Genomic DNA, 20,677 nt, shown 5'->3' with positions numbered 1-20,677 from the left:
CATGTCAAATGATTTTGAATACACTATTTCACGCCGTGGAAATCATAACCACCGCATAGCCGTCATCGACGGTCCCAACATGTCGAGCCTCGGTAACCGTTCCAGGAAAGTATATGGAGCTATCGCTTCGCTGGACAATCTGAAACAGTACGTCAAGGATTACGGCATCGAACTCGGTGTAACAGTAGAGAGTTTTTCATCGAATTACCAAGGTGCGATTCTGGAATTCATCCATGAAAGTGCGTCACGCGTAGACGGCTATCTGATTAACCCGGCTGGATTGACCACCGTTGGTGAAGGTGTTCGTCATGCCTTGGAAGATACCGAACGCCCAGTAGTCGAAGTCCATTTCGCCAATATCGCAGCCAGCGCCGGCAGTGCCCGAGGATTGGGCGGTGGAAGTATCAACTCCAGCTTCACGCACACAGCCACTGGAGTGGCTATGGGGCTGCGCCACTACAGCTATGTAGCCGCCCTGACAGGGCTTGTATTCGCCCTGGACGACCCGGACTTCCTGGGAAAATCCTGATCTACCACACTGGTGGTCTGTGTCCGAATTACGTGCAGATCATCTCGATTCAATAACTGGAGGAACAATCATGTTCAGAAAAATACTGAGTGTCGTAACAATAGTCGCTGCTGGCTGGGGTTCACCTGTCACTGCCATCGAACCGATAACGTTGCAGTTTGCGCACATCTACAACACAGAGGATCACTGGGGACAAGTAGCGGAAGAATTCAAAGCAGCTGTCGAAGAACGCTCGGCTGGCGCCATCACTATCAAGATATCTCCGAGCGGAACAACAGGCGACTGGCCACAATCAATCGAAGGCCTCCGTATCGGCACCAACCATATCGTTCTTCAGAGTATTGGAGCTCTTGATCGCTATGGCTCGATTGCAGGTATAGAGGCCTTTCCATACCTCATTCGTGATATCGACCACTTCAACAAGGTCTATTACGGGTCGGTTGGCAAAGACCTGTTCGAAGCCATCGAAGAGCAAAGTGGCTTTTACATCACCGGGGCTGCCTATCGAGGTGCGCGACACCTGTCTGCCAACAGGTCTACGCCAACGCTCGATGAACTGGCGGGTCTGAAGTTGCGCGTCCCTCCGCTGAAAATGTATCGCCAGACTTGGGAAAACCTTGGTGCAAGCCCGGTACCCATGGGATTCGCAGAAGTATTCACTTCTCTGCAACACGGGCTGATTGATGGGCAGGAAAACCCGTTGGAGGTTGTCAGAAATGCCAGTCTTTACGAAGTTCAGGATTATCTCATGGAAACCAGCCACGTCATTGGCGCCATGACTCTCATCTTCTCCTCCAACTACTTCAACAAGCTTCCAGAGGAAACCAGAACCATACTGACGGAAGAAGGCGCCAGAGTCATGCAGGCTGCCAGCGCCAGAATGATCGACACTGAGGCAGAACTCAAGGCAGATCTCATCAGCAAGGGCATGGAGTTCGTCGACGTTGATCTGACGGAATTCAGATCAGCATTGTCAGACTATGCAGCCAAGGAATTCCCGGACTTGCAACCTTGGGTCAGTAGCATCCAGTCTGTGAAATAGCCTCAACGAGACTGGCAGTTCTACTGCCAGTCTCTCTCACATTCACAAGCAGGAGCTAGCCATCAAAACCATACTCGGAACCAAGGAATCACTGTCAATGAATATTGCTGACAGACTGTCATCGGCAATTGCTGCATGTCTAAATGTGTTGATTGGGTTGATGCTTCTCGTCATGTGCTCAGTCACCGTATGGCAGGTGTTCGCGCGATATGTACTTAATGATGCATCTTCCTGGTCTGAGGAAGTCGCTCGCATCATGATGATCTGGATAGCCATGTTGGGGTCTGCAGTGCTCATCAAGTCTGGAGGCCATATCACTGTCACCGTTCTACTCGACCGAGTGTCAGACACGACAAGGCAGATATTGCTCATGACACGAGACCTTTTCATGCTGTTCACGCTAAGCGTCATGACATGGAGTGGCTTCGGCTTTGCCCGCATGAACGCAGTGCAGTTGTCAGCTGCCATGGATATTCCCTTGTCCTGGGTCTATGCAGCTCTCTGGATTGGCTCAGGCTTGATGATCGTCATGCTTGTCCTCGTGAGGCAGTCCTCCCGTACAAGCGATTGGACTTCTGACGCCGACGGTTTTGAATAAGCGGGATAACTACAGTGATTACAGTTTCAATTCTTCTGATTACAACTTTCGGCTTGATGTTGATCGGACTTCCGATAGCATTCGCCATCATTTGCGGCTCCATCATCACATTGTTAAGTATTGGTGACATACCACTTCTCGTGATTCCACAAACCATATTCACTGGTTTGGATAGCTTCTCGCTTCTCGCCATACCGTTTTTCGTATTGGCAGGCAGCCTCATGACGACAGGAGGTATTACGGAGAAACTGCTGGAATTGGCCAACTCACTGATGGGGCGGTTCCGAGGAGGCCTGGCAATGAGTGCCGTACTATCGTCGGCGATGTTTGCCGGTATCTCAGGATCAGCAGTCGCTGATACGTCAGCTCTGGGCAGGATCATGATCCCCTCCATGATAAAGGCCGGCTACCCCGCTAACTTCTCTGCAGGTGTGCTGGCGGCTGCCAATGTGATGGCACCAATCATTCCACCTTCAATCCCCTTTATTGTCGTTGCGACACTAACCGGTCAATCGGTAACCACTCTTTTTCTGGCCGCGATCGTTCCCGGCCTGTTCTATATGACAACGATGCTGGGAATGTGCAGCTGGATCAGTCGTCGACACAACTATCCACTGCATGGCAAGTCTTCTGGCAGGGATATATTAAAAGCATTCAAGGGTGCCGTTTTCGCACTCGCTCTTCCCGTATTTGTGCTGCTGGGAATTCGCTCGGGAATTTTCAATATCACGGAATGTGCAGTAGTCGCAGCCGTCTACGCTTTGCTCGTTGGTGTATTCGTCTATCGAAAGATCACATTGCGTGTATTTTTACAGAGTTTGAGCTCTGCGGCGAGAACAACAGCTGTCATCATGATCATCGTCGCGGCGGCAAAGACTTTCAGCTGGGTGATGGCCTATGTGGGAATCCCTGCTGTCATTGCAGAATTCGTCATGACCAATATCAGCGACCCCCTGGCCTTTCTTGTCTTCATCAATGTCCTGCTGCTGATCGTAGGAATGTTCATAGAAACCAATGCGGCCATCGTGATGTTGATTCCCGTGTTCTTTCCGATTGCAAATGCATTGGGTGTTGATCCCACTCATTTCTCGGTTCTGGTTGTCATCAATCTTTGCATCGGCCTCATAACTCCTCCTGCCGGTCTTTGCTTGAACATTGCCACGATACTGGCAAAGACCTCACTGGAAGACGGCTTCAAAGGCGTATTGCCGTTTCTCGGCATGGCACTGTTCGTTATTACCGTTCTGACTCTGTTTCCACCTGTCATTCTATGGCTGAGCTGAAGCAAGAAACCGAGGTTGCGGGAATAAGGGAATGGCATGCATCGTCATGCCCGGAAGGTGCCAACCTCTAATTCATGATTTGTGAAACGATCAATTTGCATTTGCCTGATTTCCGGCAGCATGAAGCATGGGAAGGTTTCCTCCCCTGATTCGTGACTGCCCTGTTTTTGAAATGAGATCAGCCGGGATTCGCACCTGTCGGAATCAACTGTCAGACGCTGGATCTAGTTGGCTGAGTAAAGTGACAGGGGCAGCCGGTGACGCACCAAGCCGAGAACCTTGTGCTGAAACAGGAGCGCGAAATCCAGTTATGGTGGTCTTCTGTGACAGCGCCCCTGTTATGACGTAAATGACCCTTCAAAACCAGAATGCTCCTATACAAGACAGGATGCCGCTGAAAGATGTGCATTCAGTGCAACAAGAGAAAATCAGGGGATTGTCGGCTCTTCAATGCTCGCAATTACGCCGACAGTGGAATGGGCAATCTCTTCGATCACTCACCTGCCTGTCGGGGAGGCCCAGTCTCGCCTACCCGCAGACGACCCCCCTCTGAAACTGTCCAGCCCTGACTGATGTTGACCGTCATGATGACCGAAGACAACGAGAGTGAGGCTATATTCCTGAATTTCAGTCACTTGCGTTTCACACAGGCACAAAAAAAGCCGCCTGTAGCGACTTTTCGGGAATGCACCGGACTGAAGAAATATGGTGGCTACACCTAGATTCGAACTAGGGACCCCAACATTATGAGTGTTGTGCTCTAACCAACTGAGCTATGTAGCCGCCGCACTTCAGCCAACTATTTTGATGACTTTGGATCACTCTGTCAAGGCCAAATGAAAATAAATGAGGGTGTATCGACAGTCTTGCCCTGCAGCCCGCATTCGGGACTACAGTAGGGCGACCATACCTGCTCACAGGTCTGACCTTCGAACACGCAATCGCATCCCGCCTGACCTGGCTCACACCATCACAGGATCACGGTGCATGGACATCGCCAGACCGAAAGCCAGCACGCTGCACAGCGCAATGATCACCACCATGGGCAAGGCAGTGCCATCAAAGAATGGACCTCCGGCCAGAATCATCAGACCGCCCATCACCATCTGAATGGTGCCACCGAGCGATGAAGCCAGTCCGGCAATGTCGCCATGGTCTTCCAGCGCCATGACCATGGTGGTAGGCACAACCAGCCCCAGGCCGGCATTGCCAATGAACAGGAAACCGACCAGTACAGGCAGCGTGACATCTGTCAGTAGCGTGATCACCAGCAGGATCAGCGATGAACCGGCGAAGATGGCCGTTCCCAGGCGGATGACGGGAGACAGACCCATACGGGCTGCCAGTGGTCCGGCCAGCTGCGAAGCGCTGAAGAAGCCCACGGCATTGATGGCGAAGGCCAGGGAAAATCCCATCGGACTGAGTCCGAACTGCCCCGTGTAGACGAAGGCGGCGGACGCGAGAAACACGAAGAAGCTGGCCAGGCTGAAGGCTCCGATAAGCGTCAGCCCCATGAATCGACTGTCTCGAAGTAGCACCAGTGAACCGCTCATCAGAGTCTTCACATTGATGGGCGTACGCTGAGCAGGCGGCAAGGTCTCGGGTAGCATGAAGGCGCACATCCCCATTCCCGAAAGCGCCAGCACGAACAGAAAGACGAAGATCACGCGCCATTCGGAAAATGCCATGAGGATACTCCCTGCCAGCGGTGCCAACATGGGTGATACCGAGATGACGAGCATGATCAGAGCCATCAGGCGCGTTGCCTCCGCCCCCGTGTGCAAATCCCGCACCACCGCTCTGGGCACCACCATGAGAACGGCACCGCCAAGCCCCTGCAGAAACCGCCAGAACGTCAGACTGCTGGCTGTGTCTGCCAGCGCTGCCCCCGCGGATCCGATGAGAAAGATGCACAGGCCCGCCATGACCGGCAGCTTGCGTCCGGACTGATCGGCCCAGGGTCCATACACCATCTGTGCAATACCGAAGGCCAGAAAATACGCCGTGACGGTGGTCTGTATCTCCGTCTCCCCCACGCCAAGATCCCGTGCGATGTCGGGCATGGCGGGCAGGTACATATCGATGGCGAAGGGCCCCACCATGGACAGGGTGCCCAGCACCAGCGCCGAGCGCCAGAGGCTCATGGATCTTGTCATCATTGCTTTGCTGTCAGTGAACCGGAGTGCGCTCAGCGGGCTTGACTGGCGATGAACGCGTCTGAATCTGGCATCACGAGACAACCATGATGCGAATCGGCAGCTGGAACAAGCTACCGGTCCGACATTCTAACCTGAAGAGCAGGCATGGCGAGCCTATCGCAACCTTGCCGGCTCCACTGACTCAGTGTGCCACGTCACTCAATACAACTGGAGTACCGGATGCCTGCTGTCTCTGCCTGTACACGAACAATGCCGAACTGATTGCGGCAAAGAACAACAGGTGCAATAGGAATTTGGCATCCAGCAGAAAATTCAAGCCTGGCAGCGCTTGCGGCCTGATCTCCTGAAAGGAGACCAGCTGCACGATCAAGGCATTCGCAGGTGGCGCAATCAGGGTCGTGACCCACGAGAAGATCACCGTGAACAGTACAATGACACTCGATGGCCGATACCTGATCATGACGATTCCGCTTATCAGACCGTAGAATACCGACACGGCCAGATGCGCAACCCATGCAATGATCACGGCAGGCAAGACACTCCAGTCACCCAGTTGCTGGTAGGCAGCGGCGTGCCGACTGGTCAGGGTATCCATGCCGAACAGCGGCTGAACGATGATGAACAGCACTCCGACGACAGCGCCCAGCAGGCATGAAATGAGAAGCAATTGTCGTGATGACACATCCATGCCGCTATTCAATGAAGGGCAAGAGTCTGGAGCGCTATCGGTTGTCATGGTATTGGTCCGGTTCTGATGAAGAAAACGGCCACTGCCAGAAAGAAGCCACTGCCCGCTGGCTGCTACGACTGATGACGACACGATTGGTTGCAGGACCAGCGCTCGAATCAGCGGACCATGTCTTGTGCTTGCTCTTCCAGTCGAGCCAGACCTTCCATGATGAAGCTGGCAAAACGAGCAGCGGCCACTGACAGATGCCGCCCGCGTTGTTGCGACAGCTGCAACATGCCGGGAGGCAGATCATTGGCGTGAACGGGAACGGCGCAGATCCCCTCACCCGGCCCATCCGATGCAAAGGCAACCGGAATCTGAAAGGCAAGCATCGGCTCGACTCGCAGGCACTTGAGCAGAAAGTCGGCGCTGTCCGACTCAACGGTTGCGTGCAACGTCAGTGAACGTTGAGCGGCGGCAACATTCAGGCAGTGACGAATGCCTGCTCTCTGACTGGGCAAGGCCAATGGAAATTCTGCGCATTCACTCAACCGCAGCTGAGACATTCCGGCCAGAGGATGGTCACTGGCCATCAACACATGCAGCCTCTGAGGTATCTCATACAAGACCTGCACGGCGGTTGACGGTTCCATCTCGTAGACGAAGGCAAGGTCAGCCGAGAAATCCACCAGGGCGCTGACCGCCTGTTGTCGTCCACCAATGAATGCCGTGAAGGAAACACCGGGATGATCAGCACGATAGCGTGATACCAGCCCGGGCAGGAACTGCGCCATCAGGGCCTGACCGCATACGATCGATACATGGCCGCGCCGCTCACCCGACAGATCGGCAATCTGGGATTGAACTCGTTCCATATCCGACATCTGCTGCCGGGCATACTGGATGAACAGTTCACCAGCCACGCTCAAACGCACCCCATTGGGCAGGCGTTCGAATATGGGAGTCCCCAGGTCCTCTTCCACCGCCAGAATGCGTCGATTCAGCGCCGTCGATGTGATTGCCAGTGATTCGGCGGCTCGTCGAATCGATCCCGTTCGAGCCACCGCATCGATGTAACGTAATTGTTGAAGATGTCTCATCTGTCAGCTCTCTGCCCTGCCAGCCCTGTGTTCTTAGTGTACTGGTATGGCAATGCGTTCGTTGCACATGCCTGCTGCAAATTGAACAGAGGGCAGCCACCAGTCTAGTCGATACTATCGTTCCCACCAGAACTGCAGTGGGCCCAGGCCATATGTCGATTCATCCTGTCAACGCTGTTTTCGCCAAACCCGCATCACGCTGGTGCGCTGCACCCCGTGATGCATCATTGCCGTGCGGCACCACACCTGCATTGTCTGCAGAGTGGGAGGCTGACGGTTCTTGACGGACAGCGCCGTGACATCGCCTGCGCCTGGTCGCTCACGCCTTGACGCTGAGCCGGACCCATGAAAACCAGGACAAGCTGCCCCTACTGCGGTACAGGTTGCGGTGTAACAGTCGAGCGAACGGCCGACGGCAGATATACCGTCAGTGGCGACAAAGCGCGTCCTGCCAACCGGGGGAGACTGTGTTCCAAGGGTATTGCTCTGGCAGAAACCCTGAGCGAGGACCGGCGACTGCTCTACCCCGAAATAGCAGGCCAACGCGTCAGCTGGTATCAGGCCATCGACCACGTATCACGCGTACTGCAAGAAACGATCGACGAACACGGATACGATTCCGTTGCCTTCTACGTGAGCGGTCAATTGCTGACCGAAGACTACTACGTCATCAACAAGCTGGTGAAGGGCTGGTTCGGCACCGCCAATATCGACGCCAGTTCACACATGGGCATGGCCTCCAGTATCGTAGCTCACCATCGCGCCTGGGGTTCGGATGTAGTACCTGGCTGTTACCAGGATCTGGAATCTGCCGATCTGGTCGTGATGGTGGGAAGCAATCTCGCCCGGTGTCACCCGGTCATCCATCAGAGAATACTGGCGGAAAAGCAACGTCGACCCGAGCTGTTTCTCGTCGTCATCGACCCGCGCTGCACTGCTACCGCCGATCAGGCCGATTTGCACCTGAGCATCCAATCTGATGGCGACAGCCTGCTGTTCAATGGCCTGCTCGCCTACCTGGCCGATCATGACAAGCTCGACAAGGCATATATAGAACATCATGTCAGCGGTCTTGGCGATACCCTGCAGGCCATCGCTGACATGTCTCTGCAGCAACTGGCTGAACGACTCGGCATCGGGCAACAGCAACTCGAAACCTTCTACAGGCGCTTTGCCAATACACCGGCAACCGTCACCCTCTACGCACAGGGGGTCAACCAGTCCGAATCCGGCAGCGACAAGGTCAGCGCCATCATCAATTGCCACCTGGCCACCGGACGCATCGGCAAACCGGGCATGGGCCCCTTTTCGCTCAGTGGTCAGGCGAATTCAATGGGCGAACGCGAGGTCGGCGGCCTGACGACAATGCTGGCAGCGCACATGGAGTTCTCCGATCCCCGGCATCGCGATAGGGCCCAGCGATTCTGGGACTCTCCGCGAATTGCCAGCGATCCCGACTCATGCGCCCTGGGCCTGTTCAAGGCCATCACGGATGGCCGTATCAAGGCTGTCTGGATCCTGGGCGCCAATCCGGTTGACAGCCTGCCGGACGCCGACAGTATCAGGACTGCATTGCAATCATGTCCCCATGTGATTGTATCCGAAGTAGCCGAATCCACCGACACACTGGCGTGCGCAACGGTTCGCTTGCCAGCTCTGCCCTGGGGTGAAAAGGATGGCACCGTGACCAACTCGGAACGCTGCATCTCTCGACAAAGAGCGCTCAGAAGACCGCATGGCGAAGCCAGGGCCGACTGGTGGGCAGTGAGCCAGGTTGCCTGTCGTATGGGATTTCGATCCGGTTTCAATTACGCATCTGCAGCTGACATCTTCCGGGAACATGCGCGATTGTCTGGCAGCTGTCACGGCACCAGCCGCAGCTTCGATATCAGCGCCTGCGCCAGCCTGAGTGACGAGGACTACCAGAACCTGGCTCCTTTCTACTGGCCATGGCGTGATGGCCCCGCCCCAGAACAAGCTGTGCGCTTCTTCGCCAATGGCCACTATTTCACCCCGGACCGGAAGGCGCGCATGATTCCCGTCAACGCAGCGCGGCCGGGCAATCGTGACTTGACGAAGCACTACCCCCTGAGACTCAACAGCGGCAGAACCCGGGATCAATGGCAGACCATGACCCGAACCGGCTACAGCGCCAGGCTGAGCGGATACCCCGCAGAACCCTTCTTGGCGATGCATCCGCATGACGCAATGAGTCACGGCATCAGGGATGCCGACATCGTAACGATGAGATCGCCGCATGGGGCCGTTCTACTGCGCGCATTGCTCAGTGAGCAACAGAGACCGGGACAGGTTTTCTCCTCCATGCACTGGACCGATGAATTTGCCTCTCAGGCCAGAATCAACAGCCTGATCGGCAGCAGCGTCGACCCCTCTTCCTGTCAACCAGCCTACAAGAGCCAGGCCGTGTCCCTGCAACGCCTCGATGCAGCCAGCCACGGTTACGCCATGCTGCGCCACAAGCCTGATACCAGTCTGTTCGCTGATATCGAATACTGGGCAATGACACCGGTTACCGGCGGTTGGCAGATCGAATTTGCCAGCCTGCAGGATAGCCGGGAGCTGGATACCAATCTGGCGATGCGTCTGACGAAGTCAATGCAACCTTGCTGCATTGAACCCCTGTCCTGCCTGGATCATGCCATCGGCATGCGCCGGATGGCCGTTTTCGAACAGGATCGCCTGCAATTCCTGCTGTTTACCAGCGAATCGCCGGTACCAGTGTCGCGTTCCTGGTCAGCCGCCCAGTTCGAGGCGCTTTGGAACGAGCGATCCACCCGTTGGCGACTGCTGGCTGGCAGACCCGGTATGGATCAATCCGATACGGGTACTGATGCCTGCAGTTGATCAGACGTTGAAGCGGAAATGCACCACATCCCCTTCACGCATGATGTATTCCTTGCCTTCGAGTCGCCATTTACCCGCATCCTTCGCACCGGCTTCGCCCCTGAACTGCACGAAATCCTCGTAGCCAACCACTTCGGCGCGGATGAAGCCTTTCTCGAAATCGGTATGGATGCGTCCTGCACCGTTGGGAGCCGTGGCACCGGCACGCACAGTCCAGGCCCGTACTTCCTTCTCCCCGGCGGTGAAGAAAGTCTGCAGCCCCAATAGTTCGTAGCCGGCACGAATGACCCGATTCAGACCCGGCTCATCCAGATTCATCTCGGCGAGAAAATCCTGCTTGTCGGCATCATCCAGCTGCACGATCTCGGCTTCGATGGCGGCACACACCGGCACCACATCAGCACCTTCTGCCGCAGCATACTCACGCAAGGCGTCCAGCATGGGATTGTTTTCGAAACCGCCTTCGTCGACATTGGCGATATACATGGTGGGTTTGACCGTCAGCAGATGGTAGTGCCGCAGCCATTTGCGCTCGGTATCATTCAACTCAAGCGTACGTACCGCCGTACCGTTGGCCAGCGCATCGGCGACCTTCTGCAGAAATGCCTGTTCGGCAATGGCCTCCTTGTTGGCCGATTTGGCTGTCTTTTTTATCTTCAACAATGCCTTGTCAATGGCCTCCATATCCGCCAGCAACAGCTCGGTATTGATGGTCTCGATATCGTCCAGCGGGTCTACCTTGCCGGCGACATGGATGACATCATCGTCCTGAAAGCAACGCACCACATGCGCAATGGCATCGGTTTCACGAATATTGGCCAGAAACTGGTTGCCCAGCCCCTCGCCCTTGGACGCACCTGCGACCAGACCGGCAATGTCCACGAACTCCATGGTGGTCGGCAGAATCCGCTGCGGCTTCACGATATCGGCCAGGGCATCCAGTCGCAGATCGGGAACCGGAACGATACCCACGTTCGGTTCGATGGTGCAGAAGGGATAATTCTCTGCCGCAATTTCAGCCTTGGTCAGGGCATTGAACAACGTGGACTTGCCAACGTTGGGCAATCCCACGATCGCGCATTTGAAACCCATGTCAGTTGCTACCGGTTTGTCAGGTGGTGGGAGGCTTGTGGCTGTGCAAAGCCTTGGTGGCGACATTGATATCGCCATCGATGATGGTGGCAGATTCCCGCAGGGCAAGTTCGATTGCCTCATCCATCAGTTGCTGCTGTTCCGCTGTTGCTCGCTTCAGGACGTAACCCGATACGGCACTCTTGTGACCCGGATGGCCGATGCCGATGCGCAGGCGCCAGAAGTCGCCGCTGCCCAGCTTGGCCAGGGAATCCCTCAATCCATTGTGTCCACCGTGCCCACCGGCCTTCTTCAGGCGAATATGGCCCGGCGGCAGATCCAGCTCATCATGAGCAACCAGGATTCTGCTCGGGTCGATCTTGTAGAAGCGAGCGACGGCCGCCAGACCCTGCCCGCTGTTGTTCATGTAATTCATGGGCTTGACAAGAAAGATCTTGCGGCCCTCGACACGAATATCCGCCACAGCCGCGAAGAAGCGCTTGTCGGTATTGAACGTGCCCCCGTACTGCCGGGCCAGTTCGTCGACGAACCAGAAACCCGCGTTGTGCCGGGTGGCAGCGTAATCACTACCCGGATTGCCAAAACCGGCAATCAGTTCGAATTTGACGTGTTCACCTGGCATGAGCGGTCTCTGAACGGCCAATCGCTCCGGTGCCGTACTCGAGACTGGAGTACGACAACCGGAGCGATCGGTGGATCAGCAAGTCCCGAGATACTTACTCGGCGCTGTCGGCGTCACCGGCAGTCGGTACATCGGCTGCAGGTGTTTCCTCGTCTTCAGGCTCGGCTTCAACACGCGGGGCGTTGACAGCAGCAACCTGACGGTCGGAATCGTCGCCGGCTTCATGCAGGTCAACCAGTCGCACGCCTTCAGGCATGTTCAGGTTGGACAGATGCACGGAATCACCAATTTCCAGAGCGGCCATGTCCACTTCGATGGCTTCAGGAATGTCACGAGGACGACAGGCAACCAGTACTTCGTTGTCGTTGTGACTGATGACACCACCGCTCTTCGCACCGACACAGACATCTTCATTGATGTAGTGCAATGGTACGTTGACCTGCAGTTCCGCACCGGCCACGACGCGAACGAAATCCATGTGCAGGATCTGTTGCTTGTACGGGTGACGCTGTACGTCCTTGAGCAGGGATCGTACGGGCTCGCCACCATCTACGCTGACGGCTAACAGTTGTGAGTAGAAAGCTTCAGTATCGAGGTGCTTGATGACCTCGTTGTGCTTCAGCTGAATGGCTTGTGGTTCTTTGTCGGCACCGTAAAGGATTGCGGGTACCAGGTTGTCACGACGCAGGCGGCGGCTCGCACCTTTCCCAAAAACGCTGCGCGACGTGGCATTGACGTGGATGTTATCGTCAGACATGTCGGATTCTCCGTAAGGCGATGTCACCGGAATTGGTGCATCGTTTCACTGCCCGCGACCAGGCAGAGCCGGCGAATTATATCAGAAAGCTAGTCCATGTAGACAGAGCTGACTGATTCATCCTCATGTATTCTGCGAATGGTCTCACCCAACAGGTCAGCAACCGACAACTGGCGAATGCGATCGCAAGCTCGGGCGGCCTCGGACAGCGGGATGGTGTCTGTAACGACCAATTCGTCCAGAACTGAATCGTTGACGTTGGAAATTGCCTTGCCGGACAGTACCGGATGTGTGGCCAGAGCCACAACTTTGGTAGCGCCATGCTCCTTGAGGGCTTCGGCAGCCTTGCACAGGGTGCCTGCCGTATCGACCATGTCATCGATGATGACACAGGTACGATCGGCAACTTCACCGATGATGTGCATGACCTGCGCCTGATTGGCCTGCGGACGGCGCTTGTCGATGATGGCCAGATCGGCATCGTCGAGCTGTTTGGCAACGGCTCGTGCTCGGACAACACCGCCGACATCGGGAGAAACCACCACCAGGTTGTCGTACTTGCTGCGCCAGATGTCCAGCAGCAGCAGAGGTGATGCGTAGACGTTGTCTACCGGGATGTCGAAAAAGCCCTGGATCTGTTCGGCATGCACATCGACCGTGAGCACCCGATCGACCCCGGCAACACTCATCATGTTGGCGACCAGCTTGGCCGTGATGGGTACCCGTGCCGATCGCACGCGGCGATCCTGACGAGCATAACCGTAATAAGGCACAACAGCCGTGATGCGATCAGCCGATGAACGCCGCATGGCGTCGACCATGACCAGCAGATCCATCAGATTGTCATTGGTGGGAGCGCAAACTGGCTGAACGATGAAGACATCGCCGCCGCGCACATTTTCCAGGATTTCGACGGCGGTTTCGCCATCACTGAATCGCGTCAATTGCAACTTGCCAATGGGCTGTTGCAGGTAGGCAGCGATATTCTGAGTCAAACGAGGATTGGCGTTGCCGCCAAAGATCATCAGTTTGCGCTCATGCATGGGATCAGGATCAGCAGTGTGTTGCGGTTTGAGAGGTCTGATCTGGAAATGCTTGAATAATGGCTGGGCCGGGAGGATTCGAACCTCCGAATGCCGGGATCAAAACCCGGTGCCTTAACCGCTTGGCGACGGCCCAATCAAGACTGCGCAGAGTATACGCTACATTTATCCAGAAAAGTCATAAAGTGGCGAAGCATTTCTGCCTTTTACTACATAACCGGTCATACCCTTGGGCAGACGGTCACACAACTTCCTGGCTTCTTCCTCGGAATCGAACGCTGTAAAGACACAGCTACCGGTTCCACTCATTTTAGCGCGAAAACCACGGTAATTGCTACGCAACCAATCAAGAGCTGCGCCAACTTCCGGGTACCGTGCTACCACGACCGATTCGAACACGTTAGTGCTTCGTCCGTCCATGAAGTCGCGTATTGTGATCGGACTTGTGTTCCGTGTCAATTCCGGGGCGTTGAATAATGCGGCTGTTGATACCTGCACCATCGGATTGACAATCAGATACCAGGGCTCGAGCGGTGCAACGGGGGTCAGCTTGTCACCAATGCCCTCTGCCCAGCTGGCCTGACCATAGACAAAGACCGGTACGTCGGCACTGACGGTGACGCCGATTTCTGCCAGTTCCTTGATGCTCAGTCCCAGACGCCAGAATTCATTCAGCGCCACCAGCGTGGTTGCCGCATCCGAACTGCCGCCTCCCAGACCGCCACCGGTGGGTATGACCTTCTCGAGGGTGATGTCCGTTCCGGCACGCGTACCCGAGTGTGCCTGCAGGGCCCTGGCGGCGCGCACCACGAGATTGCTCTCTGGAGGCACTTCCTTGAAGTCCGACTTGAGGTGAACTTCACTGTCTTCACGCACGGCGAATTTCAGAACATCGCAGAGGTTGACGAACTGATACACGGTTTGAAGCGTGTGGTATCCGTCACTGCGTCTTCCAGTTACGTGCAGGAAAAGGTTTATCTTGGCCGGAGCCAGCCATCTGGTAGTCAACGTAGTCCTTTGAATAGCTATGGGTTGGAAACTCAGGCGTAGTGTACCGCTACCGACCCGGGATCGGAAGCCTGTTGTTTGATTCGGGCGTTTCAGGCACAACAGTTGTAGTTACATGCGCCCAGTTTTTCAAGAGCACACGGACCGAATATGGCCCGCCAGAGGCCGTGATCAGCGATGGTACCGCCACCCCATCCCAATCGGCATAGCGACGAAAACGAGCCTGCCAATGAGTTCCCTGTTCATCAGTGAATCGCAGCGAAGACAGTTTTCCTTCCTCGTCACGCATCACCTGACTTGCGTTCCCGGGTAGCCCTCTTATCCAGAAAGCCAGTTCCTGCAAGGGAACCGGCGCTGCCAGCCCCAACCCTTGTTGCAATACCGTGTCGGCACTGGCGCCTCTGGCGAGCAATCGCTCACCACGACTGAGAGTTGCCGAGCCGGCGCTGTCCTCCAGTTGCATTGTGCCAACGCCCAGCGGCCCTTCCAGTGTCAGGTGCAGGGCTTGAGGTGTCTGTAACCAGTTGATACGTGCCGACAGGGTTTCCTCATCAGTCCAGATGCCGAGGCCACCGCTGACCTTGAAGTTATCGCGTGACTCGAGAAGCGCTTCGTGACGACGCGTCAACAGCTTCAGCGTGGACTCATCCAGCTCCGAACCTTGTTGTTGCGGCGGCGCCACACTCTGGCAGGCGCCGAGCATGAAGGGCAGAATCAGCACTGCCAGCCGCAGGCTGCGCGACATGGGCATACCTGTCATTCGATGTACTTCTTCCTGACTTGCAACAGACGGTCATCTCCCGGACTGCTGGCCAGTGCCTTGTCCACAAAACTGCGGGCCTCCTGCTCATTGCCATTGAGCCACAGCACTTCGCCCAGATGCGCTGCAATCTCCGGATCGGGGAACAGCTGATAGGCAGATTCAAGCAGTTCGATGGCTTCGGAGAACCTGCCCTGGCGATAACGCAACCAGCCCAGGCTGTCCATGATGGCCGGGTCATCGGGTAGCAGACGATTGGCCTTGACCAGCAGTTCCTCAGCGCGTTCGAGCTCGATGTTGGCATCGGCAAAGTGGTAACCCAGTGCGTTCAGTGCGTGGGCATTGTCCGGCTCGGCCGCAATCAGGGCTTCAAGATCGGACTCCAGCAGACTCTTGTCCCCAGCGGCGTCTGCCGCCAAGGCGCGCGAATACAGCAAGTCCGCGTCGTCCGGATACCGTTCCAGGCCCGTTGTCAGCACACTGACAGCTTCGGCAGCCTGACCGGCATTTTGCAACATGCGGCTTTCTGCACTGAGAAACTGGATCTGCTGATCCTCATCGGGCACCTCGATGGCCAGAGCCCGCAATCGCGCCCGTCCCGCTTCCACGTCCCCGGACAAGCCGAGCAGTTCGGCAACCCGCATCTGCGCAGGCACCAGCAGTTCACCGGCGCCAACGGCATCATAGAAGGCGATCGCGGCCTCATGGTCCTGCTGCTGATCGCTGATACGGGCCAGGTAGAAATTGGCCTCGTCGGGGTATTCACCGGTCTCCAGCAGGCTCGTCAGATAGGTTTTCGCGCGCTCCATGCGACGCGCATCGAGCGCCATCATACTGATGGTGAACAAGGTATCGGGACTGTCGCCGGAGCTCTCATACAAGGCATCCAGCTGATCACCCACTGCATCGAAATGTCCCGCCTCAAGCAGCAGACGCGCGTATCCCAGGCGCAGCATCAATCTGTTCGGATTGTCGGTCAGCGCACTCTCTATGGCAGCAAAGGCCTCGTCCGGTTCTCCGGCAGACAACATCAGCTGCGCATTGAGCAACAGCGACTCATTGCTGCCGCCGTCCAGTCGCAGCGCTTCCTGCGCCGCCGTTCGGGCGCCGTCGAGATCGTTGCCGGCCAGCCTGATCCGAGCCAGTGCGAGAGACACGCTGGCATTGTCAGGCAGGACCTCCTGCATGGCTTCCATGACCACCAGCGCCTGCTCCTCGTCACCGGCGTTCTGCAGAACGCCATGCAACTGGCGTATCTGCTGATCGGGGTCATCGGCCGCGGCGATCAGCTCACGATAGAGCGACACGGCCTCATCGGTCTTGCCCTGCTGCAACAGCGATTGCGCCAGCATGTCACTGGCCTGCTGCGACTGCGGTTCCAGAGTTTGCCAGCGCCGGCTGGCCTTTTCTGCCTCGGCCCACTGCTGACCATAGAGTGCCAGCGCAGTGGCACGCTCGGATACTCGCGGGTCATCGGTGTGTTGAGCGGCACGCAGATAACCTGCCATGGCCACGTCAAGCTGACCCCGGCGCCCCGCCAGTTCGGCAATCATCAGCTCGAACATCAGCTGAGAATCCATCAACGACTGCCCTGCTCTGCCAGTCGCTTCTGCCGGTGACACCGTGGAGCCGGCGGCCGGCTCCGGATCGCTCGAGCCGTCGCCCCCCTGTGCCAGCACGGTTCCCGGACTCATCGGTACCGCACTGCACCCCAGCAGCAGGCAGGAAACAGCCCCTGAACACAGCCGCTGGAAAAACCTGTCTTTGACGTTACATTCGTTGCTCATTGTCGATCCCGTGCGCTTGATCACGCAAGACTGCCATCATTTAGTGAGTGTAGCGGCACTTGACGACTAATCAGATGCCAATCTGGACGGATTTGTCCCTGTTTTTGCTAGAATTATGCAATGTCAATCCTCGCTCTCGGAATCAATCACCACACGGCACCCGTCGATATCCGGGAACGCGCAGCCATCGCCGAGGGCAAGCTCGGAGATGCACTTGCAACGCTGCGAAGCGTCGGTGCGGTCAATGAGGCCGCCATCATCTCCACCTGCAATCGTACCGAGATCTATTGTGGCATGGAGCACGAGGATACCGGGGCGGTCGTCGAATGGATGCACCACTATTTCGAGTTACGCGACCAGGGGTTCGAACCCTATCTGTTCCATCATTCCGACCGGGAAGCCGTCAGACACCTGATGCGCGTCTGCAGCGGGCTGGATTCCATGGTCCTGGGCGAACCGCAGATTCTGGGTCAGATCAAACGGGCCTATCGCGATGCCGACGAGAACGGCACACTGGGCATGGAGCTGAGCACCCTGTTTCAGACCGCCTTCTCGGTTGCCAAGCAGGTGCGCACGGATACCGCCATTGGAAACAGTCCCGTATCAGTGGCCTTTGCGGCAGTCAGCCTGGCCAGACAGATCTTCACCGACCTGAGCAAGCAATCGGCCCTGCTGATCGGGGCAGGCGAAACCATTCAGCTGGCTGCCAGACATCTGAAGGCTGCCGGCATCGGTACGATTCGAATCGCCAATCGCACGCTCGAACGCGCCACGGTACTGGCCGAGGAAGTCGGCGGCAGCGCCATCGAACTCAAGGACATCCCCGATTGCCTGCCGCAATCGGACATCATCATCAGCTCCACCGCTTCCACCCTGCCCATTCTCGGCAAGGGTGCTGTCCAGCGTGCCCTCAAGCAGCGCAAGTTCCGTTCACAACTGATCGTGGACATTGCCGTGCCACGCGATGTGGAAACCGAAGTCAACGATCTGGATGGCGTCTTCCTGTATACGGTCGATGACCTGCAGCAGGTGATAGACGAGAATCGCCAGTCTCGTCAGGAAGCGGCCTACGAGGCGGAACAGATCGTCTCCGCCCAGGTAGACCTCTTCATGCGCAAGATGCAGTCGCTGAGCGCAAAGGACTCGATTCTGGCCTACCGCGCGCAAGTCGATGACATTCGCAGCCAGGCACTGGAAAAATCACTGAAGCAGTTGCGATCCGGCCAGGATCCGGAGATGATCCTCAAACAGCTGGCCCACTCCCTGAGCAACAAGATCATGCACAAACCCACGGCGCGCATGCGCCAGGCCGCTGAAAACGGCAACGATTCCCTGCTCGAAGCAGCACGCACGCTACTGGACCTGCCAACGACAAGAAAATGAAAGCCTCCATCCAGTCCAAGCTCGAAAGCATCAGTGAACGGCACGAGGAAATCGCGGCACTGCTTGGCGAAGCCGACGTCATCAGCGACCAGGAACAGTTCCGGGCTCTGTCCAAGGAGTATGCGCAACTGGAGCCGGTGGTCAGCGCCTTCGCGGCCTACCGACAGACCGAGGACGACCTGAGCAGCGCCAGAGAGATGGCCTCTGACAGCGACGCCGAGATGCGCGCCATGGCCAATGAGGAACTGCCGGGTCTCGAGGAGCAACTGGCCAGCCAGGAACGAGAGCTGCAGACCCTGTTGCTGCCACGAGATCCGCGGGACGAGAACAATGCCTTCCTGGAAATACGGGCGGGCACCGGTGGTGATGAAGCAGCAATCTTCGCAGGCGACCTGCTGCGCATGTATCTGCGCTATGCCGAACTGAACAAGTGGCGAGCGGAAATCATCAACGAACGCCCCGGTGACCACGGTGGCTACAAGGAAGTGGTGTGCCGGCTGGTGGGTGACCGGGTTTTCTCACGCCTGAAGTTCGAATCCGGTGCCCATCGAGTCCAGCGTGTCCCGGAAACGGAATCGCAGGGCCGGGTTCACACCTCTGCGGCGACCGTTGCCATCCTGCCCGAAGTCGACCAGGTCGAAGAGATCAACATCAACGCCGCCGATATCCGGGTGGACACCTTTCGTGCGTCCGGTGCCGGTGGTCAGCACGTCAACAAGACCGATTCAGCCATCCGCCTGACGCATATCCCGACCGGCGTGGTCGTGGAATGTCAGGACGAGCGCTCACAGCACAAGAACCGGGCAAAGGCCATGGCCCTGCTGCAGGCGCGGCTGCTCAATGCCGAGCAATCCAGACAGCAGAGTGCCGAGTCCGAGTCACGACGCCTGCAGGTGGGCTCCGGCGACCGCTCCGAGCGTATCCGTACCTACAATTTTCCACAAGGCCGTCTGACCGATCACCGTATCAACCTCACCCTGTACAAACTCGATGAAGTCATGACCGGTGGTCTTGGCGAAGTGATCGAGCCTCTCATTGCAGAACACCAGGCAGACCTGCTGGCCGAGTTCGGGGACTGAACACCGTCGGAGAATGGCTTGCTCACTCCAGCAGACTGCTGGCCGAGGCCGCCAGAACAGAGCACGACCGGGAATCGGCAGAGCTGGAATCCTCCCTGCTGACCGCCCATGTCACCGGCCGCTCGCGTGCCTCCCAGTTCGCCTTTCCCGAGACCGAACTCAGCCGTGATCAATTGCACAGCCTGCAACAGCTGGTGCAGCGGCGCTGCGACGGCGAACCCCTGGCCTATCTCACCGGCGAGCGTGAATTCTGGTCTCTGCCCCTGTCTCTGGCAGCCGGTGCGCTGATTCCACGGCCGGACACGGAATTGCTGGTCGAGCTGGCACTGGAAAGACTGCCCAAGCTGCCAGCGGGAGACATCATCGAACTGGGTACCGGCTCCGGAGCCATTGCACTGGCGCTGGCACAGGAAGTCAGCGACCGGCCGATCACCGCCATCGAACGTCACGATGCCGCTCTGCAGATCGCCCAACACAATATCCGGCAATTCGGACAGGGGCGGGTGCAGCTGATCCAGGCCAGCTGGCTTGACTGCATCGCCGCGGAGTCCGCAGCACTGATCCTCAGCAACCCGCCCTACCTCGCCAGTGACGACCCTCACTTGCCGACGCTGCATTTCGAGCCACAGACGGCGCTGGTCAGCGGCAGCAGCGGCCTGGAGGATATCGAACAGATCATCGAAGCCAGCTGTCGGGCCGGCAAACCGGGCTGTCTGCTGCTGCTGGAGCATGGTCAGGAGCAAGGAGCTTCTGTCAGATCCCTGCTGGACGACTACAATTTCGAGCAGGTTCAGACCTGTCGGGATCTGTCCGGACATGAACGGGTCAGCCTGGGTTACCGACAGGAGCGGGTCCGGTGATTTCCAGCGAACTGATGCAACCTGCCTGATAGCCACAGCC

At 57.0% G+C, this 20,677-nt stretch carries 18 protein-coding genes and 2 tRNA genes; 8 read left to right on the top strand and 12 right to left on the bottom strand.

What is annotated here, in order from left to right:
- Position 1 precedes the first annotated feature (1 nt).
- From ACUNV4_RS05640 to ACUNV4_RS05625, 4 genes are all read left to right on the top strand, one after another.
- Complete coding sequence (locus tag ACUNV4_RS05640) at positions 2–529, top strand: type II 3-dehydroquinate dehydratase (RefSeq protein ID WP_430877528.1); 528 nt, start codon at positions 2–4, stop codon at positions 527–529.
- Positions 486–1,571: a TRAP transporter substrate-binding protein gene (locus tag ACUNV4_RS05635; protein ID WP_430877527.1), complete on the top strand. Its 1,086-nt coding sequence runs from the start codon at positions 486–488 to the stop codon at positions 1,569–1,571. The genes ACUNV4_RS05640 and ACUNV4_RS05635 overlap by 44 nt, the downstream gene beginning before the upstream one ends.
- Positions 1,572–1,668: 97 nt before the next feature.
- Positions 1,669–2,169 carry a TRAP transporter small permease gene (locus ACUNV4_RS05630; protein WP_430877526.1) on the top strand — a complete coding sequence of 167 codons (501 nt, stop codon included), beginning with the start codon at positions 1,669–1,671 and terminating at the stop codon, positions 2,167–2,169.
- A 14-nt stretch (positions 2,170–2,183) separates the two neighbouring features.
- Positions 2,184–3,452, top strand: a complete 1,269-nt coding sequence (locus ACUNV4_RS05625; RefSeq protein WP_430877525.1) for a TRAP transporter large permease — start codon at positions 2,184–2,186, stop codon at positions 3,450–3,452.
- 706 nt (positions 3,453–4,158) lie between these two features.
- On the opposite strand, the gene ACUNV4_RS05620 is transcribed toward ACUNV4_RS05625, so the two are convergent.
- The 4 genes from ACUNV4_RS05620 to ACUNV4_RS05605 form a co-directional block, all read right to left on the bottom strand.
- Positions 4,159–4,235, bottom strand: a tRNA-Met gene (locus ACUNV4_RS05620).
- A 179-nt stretch (positions 4,236–4,414) separates the two neighbouring features.
- On the bottom strand, positions 4,415–5,611 hold the full coding sequence (locus ACUNV4_RS05615) for a multidrug effflux MFS transporter (RefSeq protein ID WP_430877524.1): 1,197 nt from the start codon (positions 5,609–5,611) through the stop codon (positions 4,415–4,417).
- A gap of 181 nt (positions 5,612–5,792) precedes the next feature.
- Positions 5,793–6,347, bottom strand: a complete 555-nt coding sequence (locus ACUNV4_RS05610; RefSeq protein WP_430877523.1) for a hypothetical protein — start codon at positions 6,345–6,347, stop codon at positions 5,793–5,795.
- 110 nt (positions 6,348–6,457) lie between these two features.
- Entirely contained in the window at positions 6,458–7,381 is a 924-nt protein-coding gene (locus ACUNV4_RS05605) for a LysR family transcriptional regulator (RefSeq protein ID WP_430877522.1), read from the bottom strand.
- Positions 7,382–7,726: 345 nt separating this feature from the next.
- Here ACUNV4_RS05605 and ACUNV4_RS05600 point away from each other — a divergent pair, with 345 nt between their 5' ends.
- Positions 7,727–10,246: a molybdopterin oxidoreductase family protein gene (locus ACUNV4_RS05600; protein WP_430877521.1), complete on the top strand. Its 2,520-nt coding sequence runs from the start codon at positions 7,727–7,729 to the stop codon at positions 10,244–10,246.
- On the opposite strand, the gene ychF is transcribed toward ACUNV4_RS05600, so the two are convergent.
- The 8 genes from ychF to ACUNV4_RS05560 all read right to left on the bottom strand — a co-directional run bounded on the left by ychF (position 10,247) and on the right by ACUNV4_RS05560 (position 17,315).
- The gene (gene ychF / locus ACUNV4_RS05595) at positions 10,247–11,338 is read right to left on the bottom strand and encodes a redox-regulated ATPase YchF (RefSeq protein ID WP_430877520.1); all 1,092 of its coding nucleotides are present in this window, start codon (positions 11,336–11,338) and stop codon (positions 10,247–10,249) included. It abuts the gene before it with no gap.
- 19 nt (positions 11,339–11,357) lie between these two features.
- Complete coding sequence (gene pth / locus ACUNV4_RS05590) at positions 11,358–11,960, bottom strand: aminoacyl-tRNA hydrolase (protein WP_430877519.1); 603 nt, start codon at positions 11,958–11,960, stop codon at positions 11,358–11,360.
- Between the two features lie 94 nt (positions 11,961–12,054).
- The gene (locus ACUNV4_RS05585; protein ID WP_430877518.1) at positions 12,055–12,717 is read right to left on the bottom strand and encodes a 50S ribosomal protein L25/general stress protein Ctc; all 663 of its coding nucleotides are present in this window, start codon (positions 12,715–12,717) and stop codon (positions 12,055–12,057) included.
- An 89-nt stretch (positions 12,718–12,806) separates the two neighbouring features.
- Positions 12,807–13,760 carry a ribose-phosphate diphosphokinase gene (locus ACUNV4_RS05580; RefSeq protein WP_430877517.1) on the bottom strand — a complete coding sequence of 318 codons (954 nt, stop codon included), beginning with the start codon at positions 13,758–13,760 and terminating at the stop codon, positions 12,807–12,809.
- A 60-nt stretch (positions 13,761–13,820) separates the two neighbouring features.
- A tRNA-Gln gene (locus tag ACUNV4_RS05575) sits at positions 13,821–13,896 on the bottom strand.
- A 29-nt stretch (positions 13,897–13,925) separates the two neighbouring features.
- Positions 13,926–14,768 (bottom strand): 4-(cytidine 5'-diphospho)-2-C-methyl-D-erythritol kinase, encoded by an 843-nt coding sequence (gene ispE / locus ACUNV4_RS05570; protein ID WP_430877516.1) that lies wholly within the window; start codon positions 14,766–14,768, stop codon positions 13,926–13,928.
- 49 nt (positions 14,769–14,817) lie between these two features.
- Positions 14,818–15,528 (bottom strand): lipoprotein insertase outer membrane protein LolB, encoded by a 711-nt coding sequence (gene lolB, locus ACUNV4_RS05565; RefSeq protein ID WP_430877515.1) that lies wholly within the window; start codon positions 15,526–15,528, stop codon positions 14,818–14,820.
- Complete coding sequence (locus ACUNV4_RS05560) at positions 15,525–17,315, bottom strand: tetratricopeptide repeat protein (protein WP_430877514.1); 1,791 nt, start codon at positions 17,313–17,315, stop codon at positions 15,525–15,527. The genes lolB and ACUNV4_RS05560 overlap by 4 nt, the downstream gene beginning before the upstream one ends.
- Before the next feature lie 120 nt (positions 17,316–17,435).
- Here ACUNV4_RS05560 and hemA point away from each other — a divergent pair, with 120 nt between their 5' ends.
- The 3 genes from hemA to prmC are packed head-to-tail and all read left to right on the top strand — an operon-like array spanning position 17,436 to position 20,637.
- A complete protein-coding gene (hemA, locus tag ACUNV4_RS05555; RefSeq protein WP_430877513.1) occupies positions 17,436–18,698 on the top strand; it encodes a glutamyl-tRNA reductase in 1,263 nt (420 codons plus the stop codon).
- Positions 18,695–19,777, top strand: coding sequence for a peptide chain release factor 1 (gene prfA, locus ACUNV4_RS05550; RefSeq protein WP_430877512.1), 1,083 nt, complete (start codon positions 18,695–18,697; stop codon positions 19,775–19,777). Before hemA ends, prfA begins: the two co-directional genes overlap by 4 nt.
- Complete coding sequence (prmC, locus tag ACUNV4_RS05545) at positions 19,774–20,637, top strand: peptide chain release factor N(5)-glutamine methyltransferase (protein WP_430878289.1); 864 nt, start codon at positions 19,774–19,776, stop codon at positions 20,635–20,637. The genes prfA and prmC overlap by 4 nt, the downstream gene beginning before the upstream one ends.
- The last annotated feature ends 40 nt before the right edge of the window (positions 20,638–20,677 follow it).

It is taken from the genome of Granulosicoccus sp. 3-233, from assembly GCF_052681095.1.
The sequence above is the reverse complement of the archived record's forward strand: the minus strand, read 5'-3'. Positions and strand labels throughout refer to the sequence as shown.